Genomic DNA, 21264 nt, shown 5'->3' with positions numbered 1-21264 from the left:
CTCCGTCCTCTTAACGTTCGTTGATGGACACGTACGTCCGGTGTGTTTCACCGATGTAGTCAGCGCGTGGACGAATGAGACGGTTATCGCTATATTGCTCTAGAATATGTGCGAGCCATCCAGACATCCGGCTGACCGCGAAGATCGGCGTGAACAATTCTGTATCGAGACCAAGTGCATGGTACGTAGAAGCAGAATAGAAATCGACGTTCGGCTTCAAGCCTTTTTCAGCCTGCATGATCTCGTCGATCTTGATCGACATCTCGTACCATTGCGGCTCGCCGATTTGAGCTGTCAGCTGACGGCTCATCTCCTGCAAGTGTTTCGCGCGCGGATCGCCGTCCTTATAGACACGGTGACCGAAGCCCATGATCTTTTCCTTGTTCTCAATCTTATTATGAACGTACTCTTCCACCTTTTCAACAGAGCCAATTTCAACCAGCATTTTCATGACAGCTTCGTTCGCGCCACCATGAAGAGGACCTTTGAGTGCGCCCATCGCAGCCGTGACACCTGAATAGATGTCAGACAATGTCGCGACGCAGACGCGCGCCGTGAACGTAGATGCGTTCAGTTCATGGTCCGCGTGGAGGACGAGCGCCTGGTTGAAGGCTTTTTCTGCCACTTCCGTCGGTTCCTCACCGTTCAGCATGTAGAGGAAGTTCGCCGCGTATGAAAGTCCTGCTTTCGGTGCGACCGGCTCGAGTCCCTTTTTGATACGGGCATAGGCCGTGACGAGTGTTGCAATTTGTGCCTGGAGCTTGATGGCCTTGGCGTAGTTCGCCTCACGCGACATATCCTCGGATGCCTCATCATAGAGAGCAAGCTGTGAAACCGCTGTTCGGATGGCGGCCATCGCGTTAGCGGTCTTCGGTGCTTTCTTCAGCGTCTCGAGAACGGCGTCATCGACATGCGCTTCGTCGACGAGCGCTTTCGCGAGCTGGTCGAGCTCCTCTTGTTTTGGAAGACGATCGTTCCATAGCAGGAAGACGATTTCCTCGAACGTGGCGTGCTCCGCCAAGTCATCAATTGTATAACCACCATATGTCAGCTGGCCATCGATGATCGAGCTGATCTTCGAGGTAGCAGCGACGATACCTTCTAAACCTTTAGTTTGTGTCATGCTGTAAATCCCCCTTTTTCCCCCCAGAAATAGTAAAACGCTTTCATTTCCGTATTGAAAAAAAGACGTCTGGTCAGCGGTGCTCCCCCGCACTATCTTTGCGTTCTGACCAGACCATCTTGTTTCTGTTCTTAGTATAAACAAAATTAACCAAAAAGTGAACGAACTTGCATACTTTATCAAAAAAATTAATCTGACGTCTGTCGATTATCCGTTGATGAACTTCGCGATGACGTCCCACAGGCTGATCAGCAATGCTGCGATGCCGGCCCCGATCAGCGGTCCGACCGGGACACCTCTGAACGCGCCGACCGCGAGAATCGTTCCTGCCAGAAGCGCGGTCGTCACGACCGGATCCTGTTTCATCAGACCGACGCCGCTCGCAGCGACGATCGCGACGAATATCCCCGACAGGAAGGCGATGATGCCGACATGCCCGCGAATGCTCTGGGCAAGCTCCCGGAATCCGATATCTCCTGTCGCGATCGGGACGAGGACGGCTGCCGTGATCAACGTCACCCCCCAGGTGATCCCCTTCGCCTGGAGTGACGGGAAGGCGCGGTCCTCCAGACCGATTGCCTTGATGATCAACAGGAACGACGCCGCGATGATCAGTGATTTGTTCTGTGCGATCACGCCGATCAGCACGAGCGCCAGCAAAAAGAGATACGCTTCCATTCCGATTCCCCCCATGAAAAAAGCGGATTTGGCGCAAGCACCAAATCCGTCCGTTCAATCTTAAGCGTTGTAAATTTTACCTGTCAGCGGATCGATCGAAATCATCTGACCGTCCTTGAAGGTGCTCATCGCTTCTTCGACACCTACGATGACCGGGATGCCGAGTGATGGTCCGACGATGCCGGCGTGGCTCGTAAGTCCGCCGTCAATCGTGATCATCGCGACCGATTGCTCGATTGCAGGCATCATGTCACGGTCAGTCGATGACGTCACGAGAATCATACCCGGTTTCGCTTTCGCGTTCGCTTCTTCTGCGTTGTTCGCGATGACGACTTCACCGACGACTCCGCGCTCGCCGATACCGCGTCCCATCGCGATTTCTTTACCGACGATGTGGATCTTGAGCATGTTCGTCGTGCCCGCAGTAAGAGCAGGGATACCTGCAGAGATGACGACGAGGTCGCCGTCCGTGACGAATCCTGCTTCCTTCGCAGTGTCTGCTGCAAGGTTGAGCATGTCATCCGTGTTGTCGGAGAGGTGCTCGACGACGATCGGATACACACCCCATACGATGTTGAGCTGACGCGCGACGCGCGAGCTCGGCGTCACAGCTACGATGTTCGGCTCCGGACGATATTTCGAGATCCGGGCAGCCGTGTAGCCCGATTGCGTCGGTGTGAGGATCGCTTTCGCGTCCAGGTTGATCGCTGTGTGCGTTACCGCTTGTGCGATCGCGTCCGTCACAGTATGTTCACTGCGTACTTGACGATCCTTCAGAAGTTGCTTGTAGTCGAGCATCTTCTCCGTACGTTTCGCGATCGAATGCATCATTTGGACCGACTCGATCGGGTAGTCCCCTGCAGCCGTCTCGCCTGAAAGCATGATTGCGTCCGTACCGTCGAGAATGGCGTTCGCTACGTCAGATGCTTCCGCACGTGTCGGACGCGGGAAACGTTGCATCGAATCGAGCATTTGCGTCGCTGTGATGACCGGCTTACCGAAGTCGTTGCACAACTTGATCAAATTCTTTTGAGCAGGTGTTACTTCTTCAGTCGGGATCTCGATACCGAGATCTCCACGAGCGACCATGAGGCCGTCAGAGATGGCGAGGATCTCCTCGATGTTGTCGACGCCTTCCTGGTTCTCGATTTTAGGGAAGATTTTGATGTGGCTCGCGTTGTTCTTCTCGAGAAGCTGACGAATCGCGATGACATCAGAAGCACGACGGACGAACGAAGCTGCGATCAAGTCGATGTCATTCTTGATACCGAACTCGATGTCTGCGATGTCCTTGTCAGTGAGTGCAGGAAGGTTGACCTTGACGTTCGGGAGGTTGACCCCCTTCTTCGTCTTGATGACACCTTCGTTTTCAATCGTGCAGCGAAGTTCACGGTTTGGAAGCTTCTCAGCGACGCGAAGACCGATCAGTCCATCGTCGAGCATGATCATCGAACCGACTTCAACGTCATCATAGAGACCTTCATAAGTCACTGAGAACTTGTCCTTCGTACCGACGATCTCATTCGAGTCGCCACTGACGATCACTACTTCATGGCCTTTTTCAAGAAGGGCCTTACCTTCTTCGAACGTATGCGTGCGGATTTCAGGACCTTTCGTATCGAGCAAGATTGTAACAAGCTTACCTGATGCTTCAGATGCTTTGCGGATGTCTGCAATACGTGCGCCGTGCTCTTCGTAATCACCATGTGAGAAGTTGAGACGGGCGACGTTCATCCCCGCTTCGATCATTTCCGGCAGCCGCTTCTCTGAAGCTGGACCGATCGTACATACAATTTTAGTTCTACGCATTTTCAATAAACCTCCTACGATGTTTGGCCGTTTAAGAAAAACAGTGCCAACTGTACCTATATGCCGTCGACCTGGATATCAGATCGAAAGCTGCTTCGACAACTCGAGGATATCGAGGTCGAGAACGTGTTTGTTACCGTCAAGAGCTTCGTCGATGTCGAGATCGATCATCTTGCCGCCCCGGACACCTACGACACGCCCTTGTTTTCCTTCGAGAAGGATGTCGATCGCATATGCGCCCATCCGGCTTGCAAGTACACGGTCAGCAGCAGTCGGAGCACCGCCGCGCTGAACGTGGCCGAGAACCGTCACACGCGTATCGAGACCCGTCTCGTTCGCGATGCGGTCGCCGACGTCCTGCGCCCGGCCGACACCTTCCGCGACGATGACGATCGAGTGCTTCTTACCGCGGTTGACGCCGCTGCGGATCCGTTCAAGGACGCCAGCGAGGTCTTCCGGACGTTCCGGTACGAGAATCGATTCCGCGCCACCGGCTAGACCGGCATAAAGCGCGATGTCGCCTGCGTCACGTCCCATCACCTCGATGACGTACGTCCGCTCATGCGAAGACGCCGTGTCGCGAATCTTATCGATCGCCTCGAGCGCCGTGTTGAGGGCTGTATCGAAACCGATCGTATAGTCCGTACCCGGAATGTCGTTGTCGATCGTCCCAGGAAGCCCGATAGTCGGGAACCCGAGTCCAGTCAACTTTTGGGCACCGCGGTATGACCCGTCACCACCGACGACGACGAGCGCGTCGATTTCGAACTTCTTCAAGTTGACGACAGCTTTCGCGCGTCCTTCTTCCGTCCGGAATTCAGGACAACGAGCCGAGCGGAGGAAAGTACCTCCGCGCTGGATGATATCCCCTACAGAACCGAGGTTCAATTGGACGAGATCTCCGTTGATCAGTCCTTGGTATCCATTGTAGACACCGAATACCTCGAGACCGTGGAAAATTGCTTTACGCGTGACAGCACGCACCGCGGCATTCATTCCCGGTGCATCTCCGCCGCTTGTCAAAACAGCAATACGCTTTAAACTCACGATAATCACCTCTCCATTAAATCTGAGTATAAAATAGCACGGCATTTTATTGTTTTACAACAGGCGTTTACGGCAAAAAGCAAGCGGACCGCTTGCTTTTTCCGACGTGACACTACATCCCCCAACCGTGTTAGCGTTTACAGAGAGCTTATGTGCCAATTTGGTGATATTTTTCGGTACGTTGCAAAATAAGGTCTTCCGGCGTAAGTCGCACCAGTTCCTCAAGCTCCTGTGCTATGACAGTCTTCAGTTTATCTGCCTGTAGTGAGACATCCAGATGTGCTCCTCCGACCACTTCAGGAATGATACCGTCCGCGATGCCGAGATTGACGAGATCGGGTGCCGTTATACGCATCGATTCAGCCGCCCGTTCGGCGAGGCCCGCGTCCTTCCAAAGCAATGCAGCCGCTCCCTCAGGCGAGATGACCGAGTAAGTCGAGTTCTCGAGCATCAGCAGACGGTCGCACACTCCGATACCGAGTGCGCCGCCCGATCCGCCTTCCCCTATCACGATCGAGATGACCGGGACACGAAGTCCTGCCATCTCGAACAGATTCCTTGCGATCGCTTCGCTCTGTCCGCGCTCTTCTGCAGCCCGTCCCGGGTATGCACCCTTCGTATCGATGAAGGTGATCACCGGGCGGTTGAATTTCTCCGCCTGTTGCATGAGCCGGAGCGCCTTGCGATATCCTTCCGGATGCGGCATCCCGAAGTTTCGGCGAATGTTCTCCTTCGTATCTTTCCCGCGTTGGTGACCAATGATCGTCACTGGCCGCCCGTTGAAGAGAGCGACCCCTCCGACGATTGCTGCGTCGTCATATCCATGGCGGTCCCCATGCATTTCCATGAAGTCCTCACACATCTCGCGAATATAGTCGAGCGTAGTGGGACGTTCCGGGTGGCGCGCCAGTTGAACGCGGTTCCACGCTTTCATATTCCCATAAATATCACGTTCTAATCGGCGAAGCCGCTCTTCGAGAAGATTGAGTTCCTCCTTGAAGTCAAGACCCTGGCGATCCGCCATCTCATGGAGTTCAAGGATCTTCTCGCGCAGCGCAATGACTGGCTGGTCAAATGGTTGCATGATTCGTTCCCTCCCCGTGGATGCGAAGTAATCGCGTGTAGTAATTCTTCAAATCCCGACGCGACACGACCTCATCGAGCTGTCCGGTCTTGAGCAAAAATTCAGCCGTCTGGAAGTCTTCCGGCAGCTTTTCCCGAATCGTCTGCTCGATGATGCGTCTTCCGGCGAATCCGATCAATGCGCCCGGTTCAGCGATGTTGACGTCCCCGAGCATCGCGAAGCTCGCAGACACGCCCCCTGTCGTCGGATGCGTCATGCAAGAGATATAGAGAAGCCCGGCCTCTGCGTGCTGCTTAAGGAACAGCGATGTCTTCGCCATCTGCATCAGGCTGACCATTCCCTCCTGCATCCGTGCCCCGCCGGAAGCAGAAAAGATCGTCACCGGCAAACCGTTTTTCGTCGCGTAACGCACCGCTTCCGCGATCGCCGTCCCGACGGCCGCTCCCATTGAGCCCATCCGGAACCGGGCGTCCATCACACAGGCGACGAGCGGATACCCGTTCACCTTGCCGACACCGCACACGATCGCTTCCCGAAGACCTGTCCGTGCCTCATCTCCCCGGAGCTTTTCCGGGTAGTCCTTGAAAGACAAAGGATCGATTTTTACTTCAGGCAGTTCGAACAGCTCGACGCTTCCCGCATCGAACAGTTGGCGGAACCGCTCCGCGGCCGTCAGCGGATGATGATATCCGCACGTACACACACGCAGATTCGCTTCAAGTTGTTTCGTATATTGGATGAGTGTGCATTTCGGACACTTCGTCATCAATCCGACTGGCACATCGACACGTTGTTCCTTGCTCGTCAACGTGACGAATTTTTTTGGTTTTCGAAAGAATGCTTGCACGTCGTCCCCTCCTGTGGTCATCGCGACCGGTCGTTCAGGAAACTCTCCCGTTCCGCCCGTGTGTATAGATCACCTTGGCCGAAACTCAGATAGAAGGCATTCACTTGTCTCCAGATTCTCTCATACAGGTCATTGCCCGTCGATTGGATGAGCACCTCCCGAAAGAGGGCGTCCGTCTCGAGGTGGTCCCGCAAGCTTTCACGGTCTTCCAATTTGCAAAGCGCTGCATGTTCGATCAATCGGAGCGTTCCTGCCAAATCTTCGAATTTCGATTCTCCGGTCACTAAAAAATGCGCGATGATTTCGATATAAGCGTGGTCATCGCGATTGAGCAGGTAGCTCCCGCCACCGTGCCGCGTCTCGACGATCCCAAGATAAGCGAGCGTCCGGAGCGCTTCGCGCACAGCCGGACGGCTGATCGAGAGTCGCTCCGCTAATTCGCGTTCTGACGGAATTCTGTCCCCAGGGACGAATCCGTCGTGTTCTATCATTGTCTTTATGGCCGTGATGTTCTTCTCGAACGCGCTGGATTGTTTTTTCCCCATCTTACGGCACCACCTTTCTGACAGAATGTCTTTCGAAATCTGTTCGGCGGCATTGGTCAGACCAATTACGCCTTATTATAACAAAACTTAGTACCTACTACTAGACACTGCGTTTCACATTTTTCAGTACGACGTTATCTTCGCCGTATTCAGCCTTCAAGCGTCCGATCAAATCGGCTTCAGGCCGAATGGCGTAGATCTCCGGCAGAGACTTCGTCTCAGCGACGTCCGCATAGTGGACGACGACGGGAATATCGCCCGGAACGATCTCGAGCACCTGTTCGAGCATCGCGAGTTCGTTGCGTGACGGCAATTTGACGAACAGCACATCCCGGCCGAGCGGTTTGAGCCGCTCGAGTACGAATTGCCGGCGACCTTCCCGCTCTTGAGGCTTGACCTCGAGCAGCAGGACGTTGCCTTCATAAAGTGATCGCCCATAAGCCGCGAATTGTTGAGGAAAGACGACGACCTCTTCCGTCGAATAACCATCGGCGGCATTGAGTACGCCCATCGTCTGCCCTCTCTTCGTCTTGAACTTCCGAACCTCTTCAAGATAGCAGACGAGATAGAACGCATCCTGTTCTGCCTCATGCCACTTTTTCGTCTCGACGCCCGGGTCCTTCGCGGTCGAGAGCGGAGAATAGGTCAGCCAGAAACCGAGCGCATCCCGTTCGAGTCGCGCCCAGTCGGCGTCCTCCCGGCGTTCCCGCACGATCGACGGCCGCTTACCGAGCGAGGCGAGTTCGTCCGGAAGCAGCGTGCTCGAGGACACCGTGAAGTAGTCGAGCACTTCCTGCTCGGCGAGTGCCCGGTCACCGTGCGTCGCCCGGTCGAATGCACCGCCGTACAGAAGAAGTTCGATTTTTGCGCGCTCCTTCTTTCCCCAGCCGAGCGTCTCAAGCAGCCCCATGATCGTCGCGTGATCCTTCGCCGCCTCCTTGATGGCGGTCGCGTCGCGTTCGGAGATTCCCTTCAACGTCTTCAGTCCGAGCCGGACACCTTTCCCTTCTAGCGAAGCCGTATAGGAGGAGAGCCATGCGTCCGGCGGATGGACCGGGATTCGTCTCTCGCGCAACGACCGGACGAGTTCCGCCGGCTGATCCGTCGAGACGAGGATGAAAATCTGCGGGAAGTGCGCCTTGATATAGGCGAGCGCGTAGCTGATCTTCGTATAGGCTACGGCATGGCTGCGGTTGAAGCCGTATCCTGCGAACCTTTCAATCTGCTCATAGAGCGTATCGGCATCCTCCTTCGGATAGCCGTTCGCGAGAGCACCCGAGATGAAATGCTCACGCTCCCTGTCGAGCGTCTCACTGCTCTTCTTCGAGATGGCGCGACGGAACAAATCCGCCTCTGCCAGACTGAAGCCTGCCACTTTGCGCGTGATCTCCATGACCTGCTCCTGATAGATGATGACGCCGTAGGTCGGTCTCAGGATTTGCTCGATCGCAGGATGGGGAATCTGATACGGCAGTCCCGCCTTGCGTTTTGCATAGACATCGATGAACTTCATCGGACCCGGCCGGAAGAGAGACATCGTCGCGACGAGGTCCTCGAACTCGGATGGTTTGACGTCACGCAGCGTCTGCTTCATCCCGTTCGATTCGAACTGGAAGATATGATCGGTGTCTCCGCGTGCGAACAGCCGATAGGTCGATTTGTCGTCTTCAGGAATCAGAGCGACATCGAAATCCGGATGGACGTGACGGATCAGCCGTTCCATCTGACTCAGCCGCGTCAGGTTCCGAAGTCCAAGCAAATCGATCTTGAGCAGCCCGAGTCGTTCGAGTGCACCCATCAAATATTGCGTGACACGGCGTTCATTGTTCCCGACATCGAGCGGCGTCGTCTCAAGCAGCGGTCTCGAACCGATGACGACTCCGGCCGCGTGAACCGAACGTTGACGCGGCAGTCCTTCGATCGCCTGAGCGAGGTGCAACAGGTGCCGCCTTTTTTCACTGCCCGAGAACCAGCGATAGATGTCCTTCGACGATTCGATGTCAGAAAGCGTCGTCAACTGCTTCAATTGTTTAGCGGCGGCGTCCGTCTCATCCTTCGAGAAGGAGAGTGCCCGCGCGACGTCGCGCAGCGCAGCCTTCGCACCGAGCGTTGAAAGCGTCCCGATTTGCGCGACATGCGTCGCCCCGTACCGTTCGACCAGGTAGTCGAGCACTTCTTCCCGCCGCTCATCCTCGATGTCGATGTCGATATCCGGGAGGGAGATCCGCTCAGGGTTCAGGAAGCGCTCAAACAGCAGTCCATAGCGAAGCGGGTCGACCTCCGTGATGCCAAGTGCATAACTGACGAGCGATCCGGCAGCGGAACCGCGTCCGGGCCCCACCCGTATCCCCTCCTCTTTCGCATGGCGCACCAGGTCTTCGACGATCAGGAAGTAATCAGCGAATCCGGTCTTCCCGATCACCCCGAGCTCATACTCAAGCCGTTCCTTCGCCTCCTGCGAATCGAGCCCCCGTGCAAGCAGGCCGGCCGAAGCGTTTTTCCGCAACGCATCGTTCGAGTCCGGCGCGACCTGTGGGAGCGGGCTTGACTGTGCCGGCAATTCGAAACGGATGCTCTGAGCGATTCGGCTCGCTGTCTTCAGCTCCTGCTCCGTGAATTGATCACGCATCTCCGCCACCGTCTTCAAGTAGGCATCCTTCTCGATTTTGACGTCCTCAAGAGGAAGAGACTCGGAAATCGAGCGGAGCGCCTGGTAGACTTCATGCTCCCCGCGTCGCAGGAAACGGACAGGGTCGACCGGAATCGTCTCGAGCCCGAATTCTCCCGCGACTTGCCGATAGCGATCACGGCTGTCCCGGTCGACTGTCGATTTCGCTGCACGCACACCGATCAGCACTTCAGCCTTACCGAGTGCTCCGACCCACTGGACGATTTCCCGGCGCAATCTCTCCGGGTCTGCTGCCTGCTTCGCCGGAATCACGATGGCGTACAACTGCTCATCAGCCGTATATGTCTCTTTGCTTGCAATCCGGTACAGCGTCCAGAGCCCTTGCGTCGACTTCGCGAACCATAGCACCTGCAGCGGCTCCTCGAGCTCGAGCGTATTTTCGATGCCGATGATCGGCTTCAGATTCCGTTCCTCGCAAAGCGAGACGAAAGCTGGCAGCCCGGTCAGTGTCGTCTCACAAAGCGCCGCCATGCCAGCACCTCTCGCCTTCAGCTCATCTAAATATTCCGGGAGCCGAATCGTACTCTCGAGATGACTGAAGGCACTCCTTACATTCAATTGGACCATCGCGCTCGCTCCTTCCTGTCATTTCTTTGAACGTCTATATGATCGCCTCAGAAGATTCACTTGTTATACGGGCGCGGCACTCGCCACGCTCCCGATTATTCGATACAATAAATATAGGAATATCATGACACCCTGGAAAGGAGAGATTGCCATGATTTTAAACCGCAGCCAGATCGCCCGTGAAAAGGTCGAACAACTAAAGCTCGGCGTCACTGCCTTCACGGAGACGGAAGAGATTGCTGAAAAGATTCGCAAAGCTGTAGAGGAACTTCATCTCGACGTCATCGAAGACCACACGGAACGAGGGATTTGGTTCATCCCGCGTGATTCGGAACAGTCGAAATGACTAAAGGCCGCACCTCTGTTTCCTGTTCATCGGAGACTCGGGAGCGGCCATTTTTTCATTCGAACGAATATGCGGATGCGACCTCGTTCAAGCGTTTCACGACGTCCTTCGCCTGATCGATCCGCTCGATCGTCGCCCCTGAAGCCATCGGGTGTCCGCCGCCGTCGAATTCCTTCGCGACCCCGTTGATGACCGGTCCTTTCGAACGAATCCGGACGCGCACCTCTTCCGGTGTCTCGAGGAAGAGCGCCCAGCACTTCATCCCCTTCAGACCGGAGAAGCTGTTGACGAGAAGGGATGCCTGCTCCGGTGTCGCCCCGAACTGCTTCAGCAGCTCTTGCGTCATGATGACGTATCCGACTCCTTCAGGTGTCAGTTCGATGTGTTGCAGGACGTAACCTTGCAGATGGAGCGAGGCGAGTTCCGTCTCATACATGTTGCGGTAGAGCCAATCCGTGTCGATGCCGTGATCGAGCAGCTGGGCCGCGACCTCGAACGTCTTCCGGGTCGTCGAACGGAACTGGAAGCGCCCTGTGTCCCCGACGATTCCGGCATAGAACTGGAGAGCAGCCGCCTTCGTCAATGTGTAACCCCATTCGTTCAGCAGGTGGACGAGCAGCTCCGACGTCGAGCTGACGCTCGTATCGACGACTTGAAGTTCCGCATAAGGGTCCTCGTCCGGATGGTGGTCGATCTTGACGATCCGCTCTCCTTCGAACGCCGATTTAAGATCGATCCGGTCCTTGTTCGCCGTATCGAGGACGATGACGAGCGCACCTTCGTAGTGGGCTTCCTTCAAGTGATCCGGATCGCCCATGAAACGGAGTGATTCCGCCACTCCTCCGACTGCGAGGATCTCTTTTTCCGGAAAACGATTCCGCAACACATCGCGCAATCCATACTGGCTTCCGAGCGCGTCGGGATCCGGTCGTTCGTGGCGGTGGATGATGATGGTCTTCGCTTGTTCGATTGCTGCTTTGATTTGTTCTTTCACACTGCACAGCCCCTTAATTAATTGGTATGATACATAGGTGAAGACCGACCAGAAGGAGGCAACACCCATGCAATTCGTCTTGATCGTATTGATCGTCCTGTCGCTTGGCGGCTACTTGCTCGCGAAGCGCCGGGCTTTTCACACGAAGTCACCGAACCGCAAGCTCTTGTTCAACACGCAGGCGAGCATCTGGCTCAGCCTGTTCGTCATCCTGTTCGCAGTCAACCAGTTCGTCACCGGTCCCGGCCTGACGACGACGGTAGGTAAGGTCGTCTGCGGAATCTTGATTGTCGTCGGCGTCGCTTCATTCATCGCCGGGACGATTCGTTACCGCAAAATCTATCCATATGTCGTTCGCGAGATGGAGCAATCCTAAAAAAGACGGAGCAATCCGTCTTTTTTTGTTATCTGTCAATCAGTTGTGACGTCACGAGCGCTTTTGCGACGATTTGTGTTCCTTGGTACATCTCGACGTCGACCTTACCGAACTTTCTTCCGACGTCGAAGACGTTCGCGCGAATCGTGATCGTACTCTCGATCTGGACCGGCTTGATGAAGTAGATGCTGATGTTCTCGATGACGAGATCACCCTTCTTCATATGGCGCAGCATCCGGGTCGCCCCTTCGACGAGCAACGTCGTCAGGACGCCGCTTGACGCCGTACCCATGAAGTTCGTCATCTGCGGCGAGACTTCCAGTGAGAGGAACGGACCTTTCTCATCTTCCCCCGCTTTGATTTGTCCCGTGATCAAATCATCGAACGTCTCGCCGACTTGGGGCTGCCGGTTCGCGAGCTGCAGCGCCTTCAACACGTCCTGTCGGCTGATGATGCCGAGGAGGCGTCCATATTGATCGATGACCGGGAGCATCTCGATGCCCTCCCAGACCATCTGGTGCGCGGCGTTCGTGACGCTCGTCCGGATTCCGACCGTGATCGGATGGCGCGTCATGACCTTGTCGACCGACCAGTCGTGCGGACGGTCGATGATGTCCTTCGCCGTGACGACACCGACGACCTTCATCTGATCGTCGATGACGGGATAACGGTTATGTTTCGTCTTCTCATTCAGCTCATGCCAGCGCGAGATCGGCTCTGACGTCTGAAGGTAGAACGTGTCATGAAGCGGAATCAGGATGTCCGAGACGAGCAGGATCTCCTTCTTGATGAGACGGTCGTAGATCGCCCGGTTGATCATCGTCGCGACGGTGAACGTGTCATACGACGTCGAGATGATCGGAAGTTCCATCTCGTCAGCGAGGCGCTTCGCCTCTTCCGTCGTATCAAACCCGCCCGTGATCAGGACGGCAGCGCCTGCAGCGAGCACCAATTCATGCGCCTTTTCCCGGTTTCCGATGATGACGAGGCTGTCGACATCGATGTAACGCATCATCGCCTCGAGCTTCATCGCGCCGATGACGAACTTCGTCAGCGTCTTGTGCAATCCGTCGCGCCCGCCGAGCACCTGTCCGTCGACGATGTTGACGACTTCAGCGAACGTCAGCTTCTCGATGTTCTCCTTTTGTTTCTTCTTGATGCGAATCGTTCCGACCCGTTCGATCGTCGAGACGAATCCAAGGTTCTCCGCTTCCTTGATTGCACGATACGCAGTCCCCTCCGAGACCGTCAAATCCTTTGCGATCTGACGGACGGAAATCTTCGAGCCGACATCGAGGTCCTCGATATGCCGGATAATCTGTTCATGTTTGGTAGGCATGCTGTATCCCTTCTTCTTCCAGTATTCTTCTCTCCTGTCATTATACTGTACTACTTCAAGTGATTAAAAGTGTACCAGTCCCATTTCCGAAAAATGTTTTGCCCCTGCAAGAATGATATAATGGGGGGCGAATCGACTTTGAAAGGTGGAGATTTCATGCAGGAACGGACGAACAAGGCATCAGCGATTTTGAAGGATAACGGGGTGGATGTCGCCCTCATCACCTCGAAGGCAGGCGTCTTCTACTTCTCAGGCATCCTTGCTGAGCCACACGAACGGATCATCGCGGTCATCATCGGCGCGAACGGGGATTCCGCCCTATTCTGCCCGGCACTCGAGGAGAACATCGCAAAGGAGAAGTGGGAAGGCGAAGTCGTTACTTACAAGGACCACGAGCAGCCCTTCGAGAAGATCAAGGAACTCCTTGGCCGGTTCGAAATCCCGAACAACCGGATCGGGATCGAAGGCGAACATTTGACGTTCAGCCGTCTGCGCTCGCTCGAGTCGATCCTGCCCGAAGCAGCGATCATCGACGTCGGAGATGCACTGCAGGCACTTCGTCTCATCAAATCGGATGAGGAGATCGTGATCATGCGGGAAGCAGCACGGCTCGCAGATGAAGCGATCGAAGTCGGCAAGCAGGCACTCCGCGAGGGTGTGACCGAGCTTGAAGTCATCGCCGAGATCGAATACGCGATGAAGAAGAAGGGCGTGCGCGAGATGTCTTTCGATACGCTCGTCCTGTTCGGTGAAAACAGCGCGGACCCGCACGGTGTTCCTGGAGCGAACGCTTTGAAGCGTGGCGATTTCGTCCTGTTCGACCTCGGTGTCGTCCACGGAGGCTACTGTTCGGACATTACCCGTACCTTCCTGTTCGGTGAAGGCACGGACGAACAGAAGAATATGTATGAGACCGTCCGCCTCGCGCTCGACGCAGCGATCGAGGCGAGCACGGCCGGTACGACGCTTGGTCTACTCGATCAGGCGGCTCGCCAAGTGATCGAGGAGGCAGGTTACGGGGAGTACTTCACCCACCGCGTCGGTCACGGCCTCGGGATCGATGTCCATGAATACCCGTCGCTCGCCGAGAACAACCTGTTGACGGCGAAACCCGGCATCGTCTATACGCTCGAGCCCGGCATCTACGTCCCTGGAGTCGGCGGCGTCCGGATCGAGGACGACATCCACTTGACGGCAGAAGGACCTGAACGACTGACCCAGTCTCCGAAGGAACTCGAGATCCTCCCTGTTCGCTGAACACAAAGAAGTGCGGCCCGGATTCGGGTCGCACTTTTTTCGTCGTTCTCGTTCACCGCCGCGCCTGATGGACGACGTTGACGCCGCCCGTCACATCGATGACCGCACCTGTGATCATGCCTGATTTCTGGTCCAGGAGGAAAGAAATCGTCCGGGCGATGTCCTCCCCTGTGCCGGAACGTCCGACGGGCGTGTTGTCATCCGGACCGGACTCCGCGATCATCTTCGTCTTGTTTTCGCCGATGATGTTGCCCGGATTCACCATGTTCGCGGTGATGCCGTGTTCCGCCTCCTCGAGCGCGACGCTCTTCGTCAAACTGACCATTCCGCTCTTCGCCGCAGCAAAGGCAGAACGGCAGACCCAGCCGGGAGCCGTGGCACTTTCCGGGAATCCGTACGTGATGATGCGCCCGAAGTTCTGCTTCCGCATATACGGCAAAACTTCGCGGAGCAACCAGAAGCTCGCCGTCAAGTTGCCCGTGATGACCTCGTCCCATTCCGTGTCCGTATAATCGACGAGTTGTTTCCGTTCGAAAATATATGGTCCGGCGTTCAGGATCAGTGCATCGATCCGCCCATGCTTCTCGATCGCCTGCCTGACCGCATCGATCAGGTCGTCCCGGTCCGTCACATCCGCCTTGAACAACGTCAGGCGCTCATGCGAGAAGTCAGCCTGCGACCGGTGGAGCGCGGACACATGCCACCCTTCCGCAAGCAACCGCTTCGTGACCGCCTGTCCTAATCCTTTCGTACCTGCTGTGATGAACGCATGTCTCATCGAATCCCTCCCTACTCTCTTTCCTATACTAAGCAATTCCCGGGACGTCGACAATCGTTTCGCTCCCTCGAAATGTTCACAATTCCAATGAATTGGGAATGGTATACTGAAGATGTAATCAGCATATGAGATGAAGGGATGGATGAACCATGGCTATCGTTTATCACAATGTCCTCGTAGCAGTTGACGGATCGAAGGAAGCAGAACGCGCTTTTGAGACCGCAATCGACGTCTCGCTTCGAAACGACGCGAAGCTGATCATCGCGCACGTCATCGATACGCGTACGTTCGCAACGGTCGAAGCATATGACCGCACGATCACGGAACGGGCAGAGTCCTATGCGAAGGAACTTCTTGAAGAGTATGTGAACACCGCACGGGAACGCGGCGTTCGTGAAGTGGAAGTGGCAATCGAATACGGTTCTCCTAAAGTCACGATCGCAAAGAAACTTGCTCCGAACCACAACGTCGACCTGATCGTCTGTGGCGCTACAGGACTTAACGCAGTCGAACGTTTCTTCATCGGCAGTGTCTCAGAGAGCATCACCCGCTATGCGAAGTGTGACGTCCTTATCGTTCGTATTTAACCCATCATCCAAAGGGAACCGGCTTCGGCCGGTTCTTTTTTTCTAGTGTGAAAATTTTCTGAGGGGAGGCAATTCGGATGAAGTTGACCGCCTTTTTTAGCCTGATCGTCGTGACTTTGATCGTTTCTCTAGTGTTCACCCGTAAGTGGTCAGAAAGCAGACCGTCCTCCACTATCATCCGTGTAGTCACGATCAACTTACTGATTTTAGGAACAGGAAGTATTTAGTGGTTTTCAACAGAGACAGATGGAATCAGCCAAGGAATAGGTATATGGATTTACCTCGGTGCGTTCGTCACCATCACACTAATTGATCTTTTGTACATCTGGAGATTGCGCACGCCCGTACGGAGTTGAACGAATCCAAGGTGTACTGACACTAAAAAAGACCCGACGCACCGGTGTGCATCGAGTCTTTTGCTTATCGTTTGTATTGGACCGTGACCGTACGGCGTCCCCACTTGAATGCTTCAGCACGCGAATAGTAGAGGATATCGAGCTTTTTCCCTTTGATCGCGCCGCCAGTATCTGCAGCCGTATATGTGCCAAGGAGCTTTCCTTTGTAATAGACTTTGACCGTCGAGCGGAGCGGAATGACGCGCGGGTCGACCGCGACGACTTTCTTCTTCGAACTCTTGATGTCCCAGCCGATTGCCGTATAGCCGCCGCTGCCTGGATCGTATGGTGTATAGGCAGTCGCGCTGACGTTCGTCACTGTCTTCCAACCTGAAGCAGCTTTAGCCGCCGCGGCCGAGACCGTCACGACCTTCGAGTATTTCGTATGCACGTACGCCGTCTTGCCGTTGAAGCTGACTTTGTACCAGACGCCAGATTTTCCTTTATAAGTAATCGTCTCGTATTTATCGAGCATTCCAAGTTTCTTTGATTTTGTGGAAGCTTTTTCACGGATGAGAAGGTTCTGGACGGATGATTTTACTTTTTTCTGAGATGTCGCTGCTGCGGCCTCTAGACTGCCGAACGAACTAAGTGCTAACACAAGCGCTAAAACACTTACCATGATTCGTTTCATAAGCATGTAATGTTCCCTCCATGTTGTCGTTGTTTTGTGAGCTGAGTTTAATATACATGACAAAAGGAGGACGTGCCGTTACATCTCTACCACAGTATCGTTTCAGAATTGTTTCGATTTGATTACAAAAGTCTCCAATTTTCTGAATTCGACTGTTTACAGGGGGTATTTAGCACTATTAAGGGTGAATAGTAAGAAATACCCATTACATGGCGTGTAACATTGGAAATGCACGTTACACGAGCGGACGCAAAAAAGACGACTTTCCGTGTGGAAAGTCGTCTTTTTATCAAGCATCCGGGTTCATCCGTTGAATCGTTCTTATACGTTTTGAGCGACAAGTCCTGCGATACGGACCGTGTCGCGCGCGATCATCAATTCCTCGTTCGTCGGGATGATGATGACCTTGACCGGCGAGTGCGGGTAGTTGATGAAGAGTTCTTCACCGCGTGCGCCGTTGTTGAGCGATGGATCCCAGTAGACGCCCATGAACTCGAGGCCGCGGAGTACGCGCTCGCGGATGAGGTCAGAGTTCTCACCGACACCGGCAGTGAAGATGATCGCATCGACGCCGTTCATCTCAGCAGCATACTGACCGATGTAACCGTGGATACGGTTCGAGAAGATGCGGAGCGCCATCTCAGACCGGTGATTGCCTTCAGCAGCAGCCGTCTCGACGTCACGCAGGTCGCTTGAGAGACCTGACAGGCCGTAGATACCCGACTCCTTGTTCATGACATCGAGGACAGCCTCGGCAGACTTGCCTGTCTTCTCCATCAGGAACGGGATGAGGGCCGGGTCAAGTGATCCGGAACGTGTACCCATCGTGATACCTTCGAGCGGTGTGAAGCCCATCGTCGTATCGATCGATTTACCGCCGGCGACCGCAGCGATCGAAGCACCGCTACCGAGGTGACATGAGATGAGACGAAGGTCTTCAAGCGGACGGCCGAGCAGCTCAGCCGCACGTTCCGTCACATATTTATGGCTCGTTCCATGGAAACCGTACTTCCGGATGCCGTACTCCGTGTAGTACTCATACGGAAGGCTATACAGGAAGTTTTCTTCCGGCATCGACTGGTGGAACGCCGTGTCGAACACCGCGACTTGCGGCACGTTCGGCAGGATCGTTTGGAATGCACGGATACCCGTCACGTTTGGCGGGATATGGAGCGGCCCGAGCTCTGTATACGATTCGATGTCCGCCATCACTTCGTCCGTGATGACGACAGAATCCGCATACTTCTCTTTACCGTGGAGAACGCGGTGACCTACTCCTTTGATTTCATCATATGAAGAGATGATGTTGAACGACATCAGCTTCTCGAGGGCGATTTCGACCGCTTCCTTGTGCGAAAGGATCGGAAGAACGTCCGTATATTTTTGGCCTTCGCCGTATTTCATCGTGAAGATCGCGTCCTCTTTCCCGACACGTTCCACAAGACCGACTGCGATCAGCGTCTCGTTAGGCATTTCGAGCAATTGGAACTTAAGCGACGAGCTCCCAGCGTTTACCGCCATAATCTTTGCCATGATATTATCCCCTTTTCATTTCAAAATCAGCAACCATCACTTCTGTATAGGTGACACTTCTTTTTCTGTACTACATTAGAATAGTCAAATCTACTGGACATTTCAATCACTTTGACCGATCATTTTAATTCTGTCTTAATCCATTCATCAATCTGTTTCACCATTCCGCCAAACGCGCGCGTATCCGTGAAGGATGGGAGTTCGGCAAGAAGCGCCTGTTTCGGGAGCGTCATGCCGGCAATCCGGTTGCGGACGATCAGGTAACTTTTCGCCGCCTGCTCCTTCTTGAACATCGTCAGCGGCAGCTGCAGGATACCGATCACGCTGGCCTTCGTTTCGAAGAACGTCTTCAGTTTCCCTTCCGTGTCATGTTCGAACAGGGCATTCGGGATCAGGAATACGCCATACCCGCCTGGTTTGACATGGTTCATCGCTTGCTCGATCATCAGGAAGTGGCTGTAGCTCATCCCTTCATCACGCTTGAGGATGTACTCACTCGCCGCTTCCTCATCCGGATAGAAGCCGACAGGGAGGTCTGCCATCGCGGCATCAGCCGGATCGACCAAGAGCGGACGCAGCGCATCCTGATGGAAGTATGTCACCTTCCGTTCGAGGACGTTACTCGACGCCGCCGAGATACGGACGAGTGTCTCGTCGACTTCGACGGCAAGCCCTTCCGTCTCGTCAGGCAGCTGGCTGAGGACGGCGTGGAGCATCCCGCCTGTCCCGCTTCCGAGCTCAAGCAGACGATTCTCCCCTTTCTTCATCAATTTCCCCAATAGATATCCTGCAAACAATGCGACGCTGTCAGGCGTCGGCAGATGGTTCGGTTGTGCACCCTTCATTCCTTCAAGCACGGCGAGTGAGATCGCCTTTCGGACGGTATCCCGCTCGACTGAATCCGTGTGACGTTCATCGAGCATCGAGATCACTTGCGCGAGCGCATCGAGATAAGGCACCTCGATCTCCCGTTCGACCTTCTTCGCTTGACTCGTCAGTTCCTTGTACAGCTTCTCCAATGGTTCCATCTCTCTCATCCTCCCAAAACGAAACGGCTCCCCGAATCTTTCCGGGAGCCGCCTTCTGTTACTTACATTGTAGCGTTTCTTTTTTGTTTGTAAACAGTCACTCAGCTGAAGCAGCTGCTTCGAGCGCTGCCGCGAAGTCGACCTCATCCGTTGATTCCGGCACATACTCGACGTAGACGATCTCATCGTTCGAATTGACGACGAAGACCGAGCGGGCGAGAAGACGGAGCTCTTCGATCGCGACGCCGTAGTTCTTACCGAACGAGAGGTCTTTGTGGTCAGAAAGTGTCGCGACGTTCTCAAGACCGTTCGCTGCACACCAGCGGCGCTGCGCGAACGGAAGGTCGTTCGAGATCGTCAGAACGCTGACGTTCGGGAGCTTCGTCGCTTCTTCATTGAATTTGCGCGTCTGTGCGTCGCAGACACCAGTGTCGATCGACGGGACGACGCTAAGGATACGGACGCCTTCATAAGAAGAGAGCGTCTTTTTAGAAAGGTCTGTCGCAAGCACCTCGAAATCAGGTGCCTTGTCCCCTACCTGTACCTGTGTACCTTGGAGCGTGATCGGATTGCCTTTGAATGTAGCCATTTCGCATGTCCCCTTTTCTGATTGAATCATTCCACCATCTACTATAAGAAAGGTCACACCACTTTCGCAACTATCCTGCTTTCGTCTGTCGGCAAACGTTGAAAAACGGTATAATCGAAGTGTCACATTAATTCGAGGGGGAATGAACATGGCACGGAATAACGTCTATCTCTATTACCGAAACAAACAAAAATACGAGGTACAAGTCAGAAAGCTGCTCGACCTCGGGAAGCGTTACGGCTTGAACGTCGTTTCGGACCATAAACAAGCGAATATCATCGTCGCGATCGGAGGCGACGGCGCCTTCCTGCAGGCGGCGCGATTCACAGGATTCCGTGACGACGCCATCTATGTTGGATTCGGCGAAGACAAGAACGCCTTCTACTGCGACTTCGACATCAACGACCTGTCCGGTGTCGAGAAGGCCCTCAAGGACACGGGCGGCCGGGTATCGGAAGGCAAGGTCGAAGTGCGCCGCTATCCGTTGCTCGAGGCATCGATCAACGGTGGTCCGCCAATGCTCTGCCTGAACGAATGTTCCGTCAAATCGAGCATCATCAAGTCGCTCGCGATCGAAGTCTATATCGACGGTTTCCTGTTCGAGACGTTCCGCGGCGACGGTATGGTCATCTCGACGCCGACCGGCTCGACTGCCTACAACAAGTCGCTCTCCGGCGCGATCGTCGATCCGCTCATCCACTGCCTTCAGGTCAGCGAGATCGCGTCCGTCAACAACAACCGCTACCGGACGCTCGGTTCCGCCTTCCTGTTGAACCGCGGCCGCAAGCTCTCGCTGCGCATCATCGAGGACGGGAACGACTATCCGATCATCGGGATGGATAACGAGGCGCTCAGCCTCAAGCGGACCGACTCGGTCGACATCGAGCTGTCAGAGCGCGAACTGAAGACCGTCAAACTGACGAACAATACGTTCTGGCATAAAATCCAGCGTTCTTTCCTCTGATCCAGAAAAATCTGTCCGCTCCGGGCAGATTTTTTTGTTGACCTTGCCGCGACGT

General features: G+C 54.8%; 20 protein-coding genes. 5 read left to right on the top strand and 15 right to left on the bottom strand.

Annotation, left to right across the window (positions count from 1 at the left end):
- Nucleotides 1-10 precede the first annotated feature (10 nt).
- The 8 genes from citZ to dnaE form a co-directional block, all read right to left on the bottom strand.
- Nucleotides 11-1123 (bottom strand): citrate synthase, encoded by a 1113-nt coding sequence (gene citZ / locus DFG60_RS03255; protein ID WP_114570301.1) that lies wholly within the window; start codon nucleotides 1121-1123, stop codon nucleotides 11-13.
- A gap of 207 nt (nucleotides 1124-1330) precedes the next feature.
- Complete coding sequence (locus DFG60_RS03250; protein WP_114570300.1) at nucleotides 1331-1801, bottom strand: DUF441 domain-containing protein; 471 nt, start codon at nucleotides 1799-1801, stop codon at nucleotides 1331-1333.
- Nucleotides 1802-1861: 60 nt separating this feature from the next.
- Nucleotides 1862-3610 carry a pyruvate kinase gene (gene pyk / locus DFG60_RS03245; protein WP_114570299.1) on the bottom strand — a complete coding sequence of 583 codons (1749 nt, stop codon included), beginning with the start codon at nucleotides 3608-3610 and terminating at the stop codon, nucleotides 1862-1864.
- Nucleotides 3611-3688: 78 nt separating this feature from the next.
- Complete coding sequence (gene pfkA, locus DFG60_RS03240) at nucleotides 3689-4702, bottom strand: 6-phosphofructokinase (protein WP_332871672.1); 1014 nt, start codon at nucleotides 4700-4702, stop codon at nucleotides 3689-3691.
- Between the two features lie 103 nt (nucleotides 4703-4805).
- Nucleotides 4806-5741 (bottom strand): acetyl-CoA carboxylase carboxyl transferase subunit alpha, encoded by a 936-nt coding sequence (gene accA, locus DFG60_RS03235; RefSeq protein WP_114570297.1) that lies wholly within the window; start codon nucleotides 5739-5741, stop codon nucleotides 4806-4808.
- On the bottom strand, nucleotides 5728-6609 hold the full coding sequence (gene accD, locus DFG60_RS03230) for an acetyl-CoA carboxylase, carboxyltransferase subunit beta (RefSeq protein WP_114570296.1): 882 nt from the start codon (nucleotides 6607-6609) through the stop codon (nucleotides 5728-5730). Before accD ends, accA begins: the two co-directional genes overlap by 14 nt.
- A complete protein-coding gene (locus DFG60_RS03225; protein WP_114570295.1) occupies nucleotides 6606-7133 on the bottom strand; it encodes a FadR/GntR family transcriptional regulator in 528 nt (175 codons plus the stop codon). The genes accD and DFG60_RS03225 overlap by 4 nt, the downstream gene beginning before the upstream one ends.
- Nucleotides 7134-7233: 100 nt before the next feature.
- Nucleotides 7234-10389 carry a DNA polymerase III subunit alpha gene (gene dnaE / locus DFG60_RS03220; protein WP_114570294.1) on the bottom strand — a complete coding sequence of 1052 codons (3156 nt, stop codon included), beginning with the start codon at nucleotides 10387-10389 and terminating at the stop codon, nucleotides 7234-7236.
- A 151-nt stretch (nucleotides 10390-10540) separates the two neighbouring features.
- Here dnaE and DFG60_RS03215 point away from each other — a divergent pair, with 151 nt between their 5' ends.
- A complete protein-coding gene (locus DFG60_RS03215) occupies nucleotides 10541-10735 on the top strand; it encodes a hypothetical protein (RefSeq protein ID WP_114570293.1) in 195 nt (64 codons plus the stop codon).
- Between the two features lie 55 nt (nucleotides 10736-10790).
- Here DFG60_RS03215 and DFG60_RS03210 read toward each other — a convergent pair whose 3' ends face one another.
- Nucleotides 10791-11729 carry a DHH family phosphoesterase gene (locus DFG60_RS03210; RefSeq protein WP_114570292.1) on the bottom strand — a complete coding sequence of 313 codons (939 nt, stop codon included), beginning with the start codon at nucleotides 11727-11729 and terminating at the stop codon, nucleotides 10791-10793.
- Between the two features lie 67 nt (nucleotides 11730-11796).
- Between DFG60_RS03210 and DFG60_RS03205 the strand changes: the two genes are divergently transcribed.
- Entirely contained in the window at nucleotides 11797-12105 is a 309-nt protein-coding gene (locus DFG60_RS03205) for a YtpI family protein (protein WP_114570291.1), read from the top strand.
- Nucleotides 12106-12133: 28 nt separating this feature from the next.
- On the opposite strand, the gene DFG60_RS03200 is transcribed toward DFG60_RS03205, so the two are convergent.
- Complete coding sequence (locus DFG60_RS03200; RefSeq protein ID WP_114570290.1) at nucleotides 12134-13444, bottom strand: DRTGG domain-containing protein; 1311 nt, start codon at nucleotides 13442-13444, stop codon at nucleotides 12134-12136.
- A gap of 156 nt (nucleotides 13445-13600) precedes the next feature.
- Between DFG60_RS03200 and DFG60_RS03195 the strand changes: the two genes are divergently transcribed.
- Nucleotides 13601-14701: a M24 family metallopeptidase gene (locus DFG60_RS03195; protein ID WP_114570289.1), complete on the top strand. Its 1101-nt coding sequence runs from the start codon at nucleotides 13601-13603 to the stop codon at nucleotides 14699-14701.
- Between the two features lie 52 nt (nucleotides 14702-14753).
- On the opposite strand, the gene DFG60_RS03190 is transcribed toward DFG60_RS03195, so the two are convergent.
- Nucleotides 14754-15479, bottom strand: a complete 726-nt coding sequence (locus DFG60_RS03190) for an SDR family oxidoreductase (protein ID WP_114570288.1) — start codon at nucleotides 15477-15479, stop codon at nucleotides 14754-14756.
- Between the two features lie 149 nt (nucleotides 15480-15628).
- Between DFG60_RS03190 and DFG60_RS03185 the strand changes: the two genes are divergently transcribed.
- The gene (locus tag DFG60_RS03185; RefSeq protein ID WP_114570287.1) at nucleotides 15629-16066 is read left to right on the top strand and encodes a universal stress protein; all 438 of its coding nucleotides are present in this window, start codon (nucleotides 15629-15631) and stop codon (nucleotides 16064-16066) included.
- 420 nt (nucleotides 16067-16486) lie between these two features.
- Here DFG60_RS03185 and DFG60_RS03180 read toward each other — a convergent pair whose 3' ends face one another.
- The 4 genes from DFG60_RS03180 to tpx all read right to left on the bottom strand — a co-directional run bounded on the left by DFG60_RS03180 (nucleotide 16487) and on the right by tpx (nucleotide 20245).
- On the bottom strand, nucleotides 16487-17101 hold the full coding sequence (locus DFG60_RS03180; protein WP_114570286.1) for a 3D domain-containing protein: 615 nt from the start codon (nucleotides 17099-17101) through the stop codon (nucleotides 16487-16489).
- Nucleotides 17102-17416: 315 nt separating this feature from the next.
- Nucleotides 17417-18628: an acetate kinase gene (locus tag DFG60_RS03175; protein ID WP_114570285.1), complete on the bottom strand. Its 1212-nt coding sequence runs from the start codon at nucleotides 18626-18628 to the stop codon at nucleotides 17417-17419.
- A gap of 119 nt (nucleotides 18629-18747) precedes the next feature.
- A complete protein-coding gene (locus tag DFG60_RS03170; RefSeq protein ID WP_114570284.1) occupies nucleotides 18748-19656 on the bottom strand; it encodes a class I SAM-dependent methyltransferase in 909 nt (302 codons plus the stop codon).
- A gap of 97 nt (nucleotides 19657-19753) precedes the next feature.
- Nucleotides 19754-20245 carry a thiol peroxidase gene (tpx, locus tag DFG60_RS03165; RefSeq protein WP_114570283.1) on the bottom strand — a complete coding sequence of 164 codons (492 nt, stop codon included), beginning with the start codon at nucleotides 20243-20245 and terminating at the stop codon, nucleotides 19754-19756.
- A 148-nt stretch (nucleotides 20246-20393) separates the two neighbouring features.
- Between tpx and DFG60_RS03160 the strand changes: the two genes are divergently transcribed.
- Nucleotides 20394-21209, top strand: a complete 816-nt coding sequence (locus DFG60_RS03160) for an NAD kinase (protein ID WP_114570282.1) — start codon at nucleotides 20394-20396, stop codon at nucleotides 21207-21209.
- Nucleotides 21210-21264: the final 55 nt, after the last annotated feature.

Origin of the sequence: Exiguobacterium flavidum (genome assembly GCF_003344535.1) — a bacterium.
Classification (GTDB): Bacteria; Bacillota; Bacilli; order Exiguobacteriales; family Exiguobacteriaceae; genus Exiguobacterium_A; species Exiguobacterium_A flavidum.
This window is presented reverse-complemented; position numbering and strand designations above follow the sequence as displayed.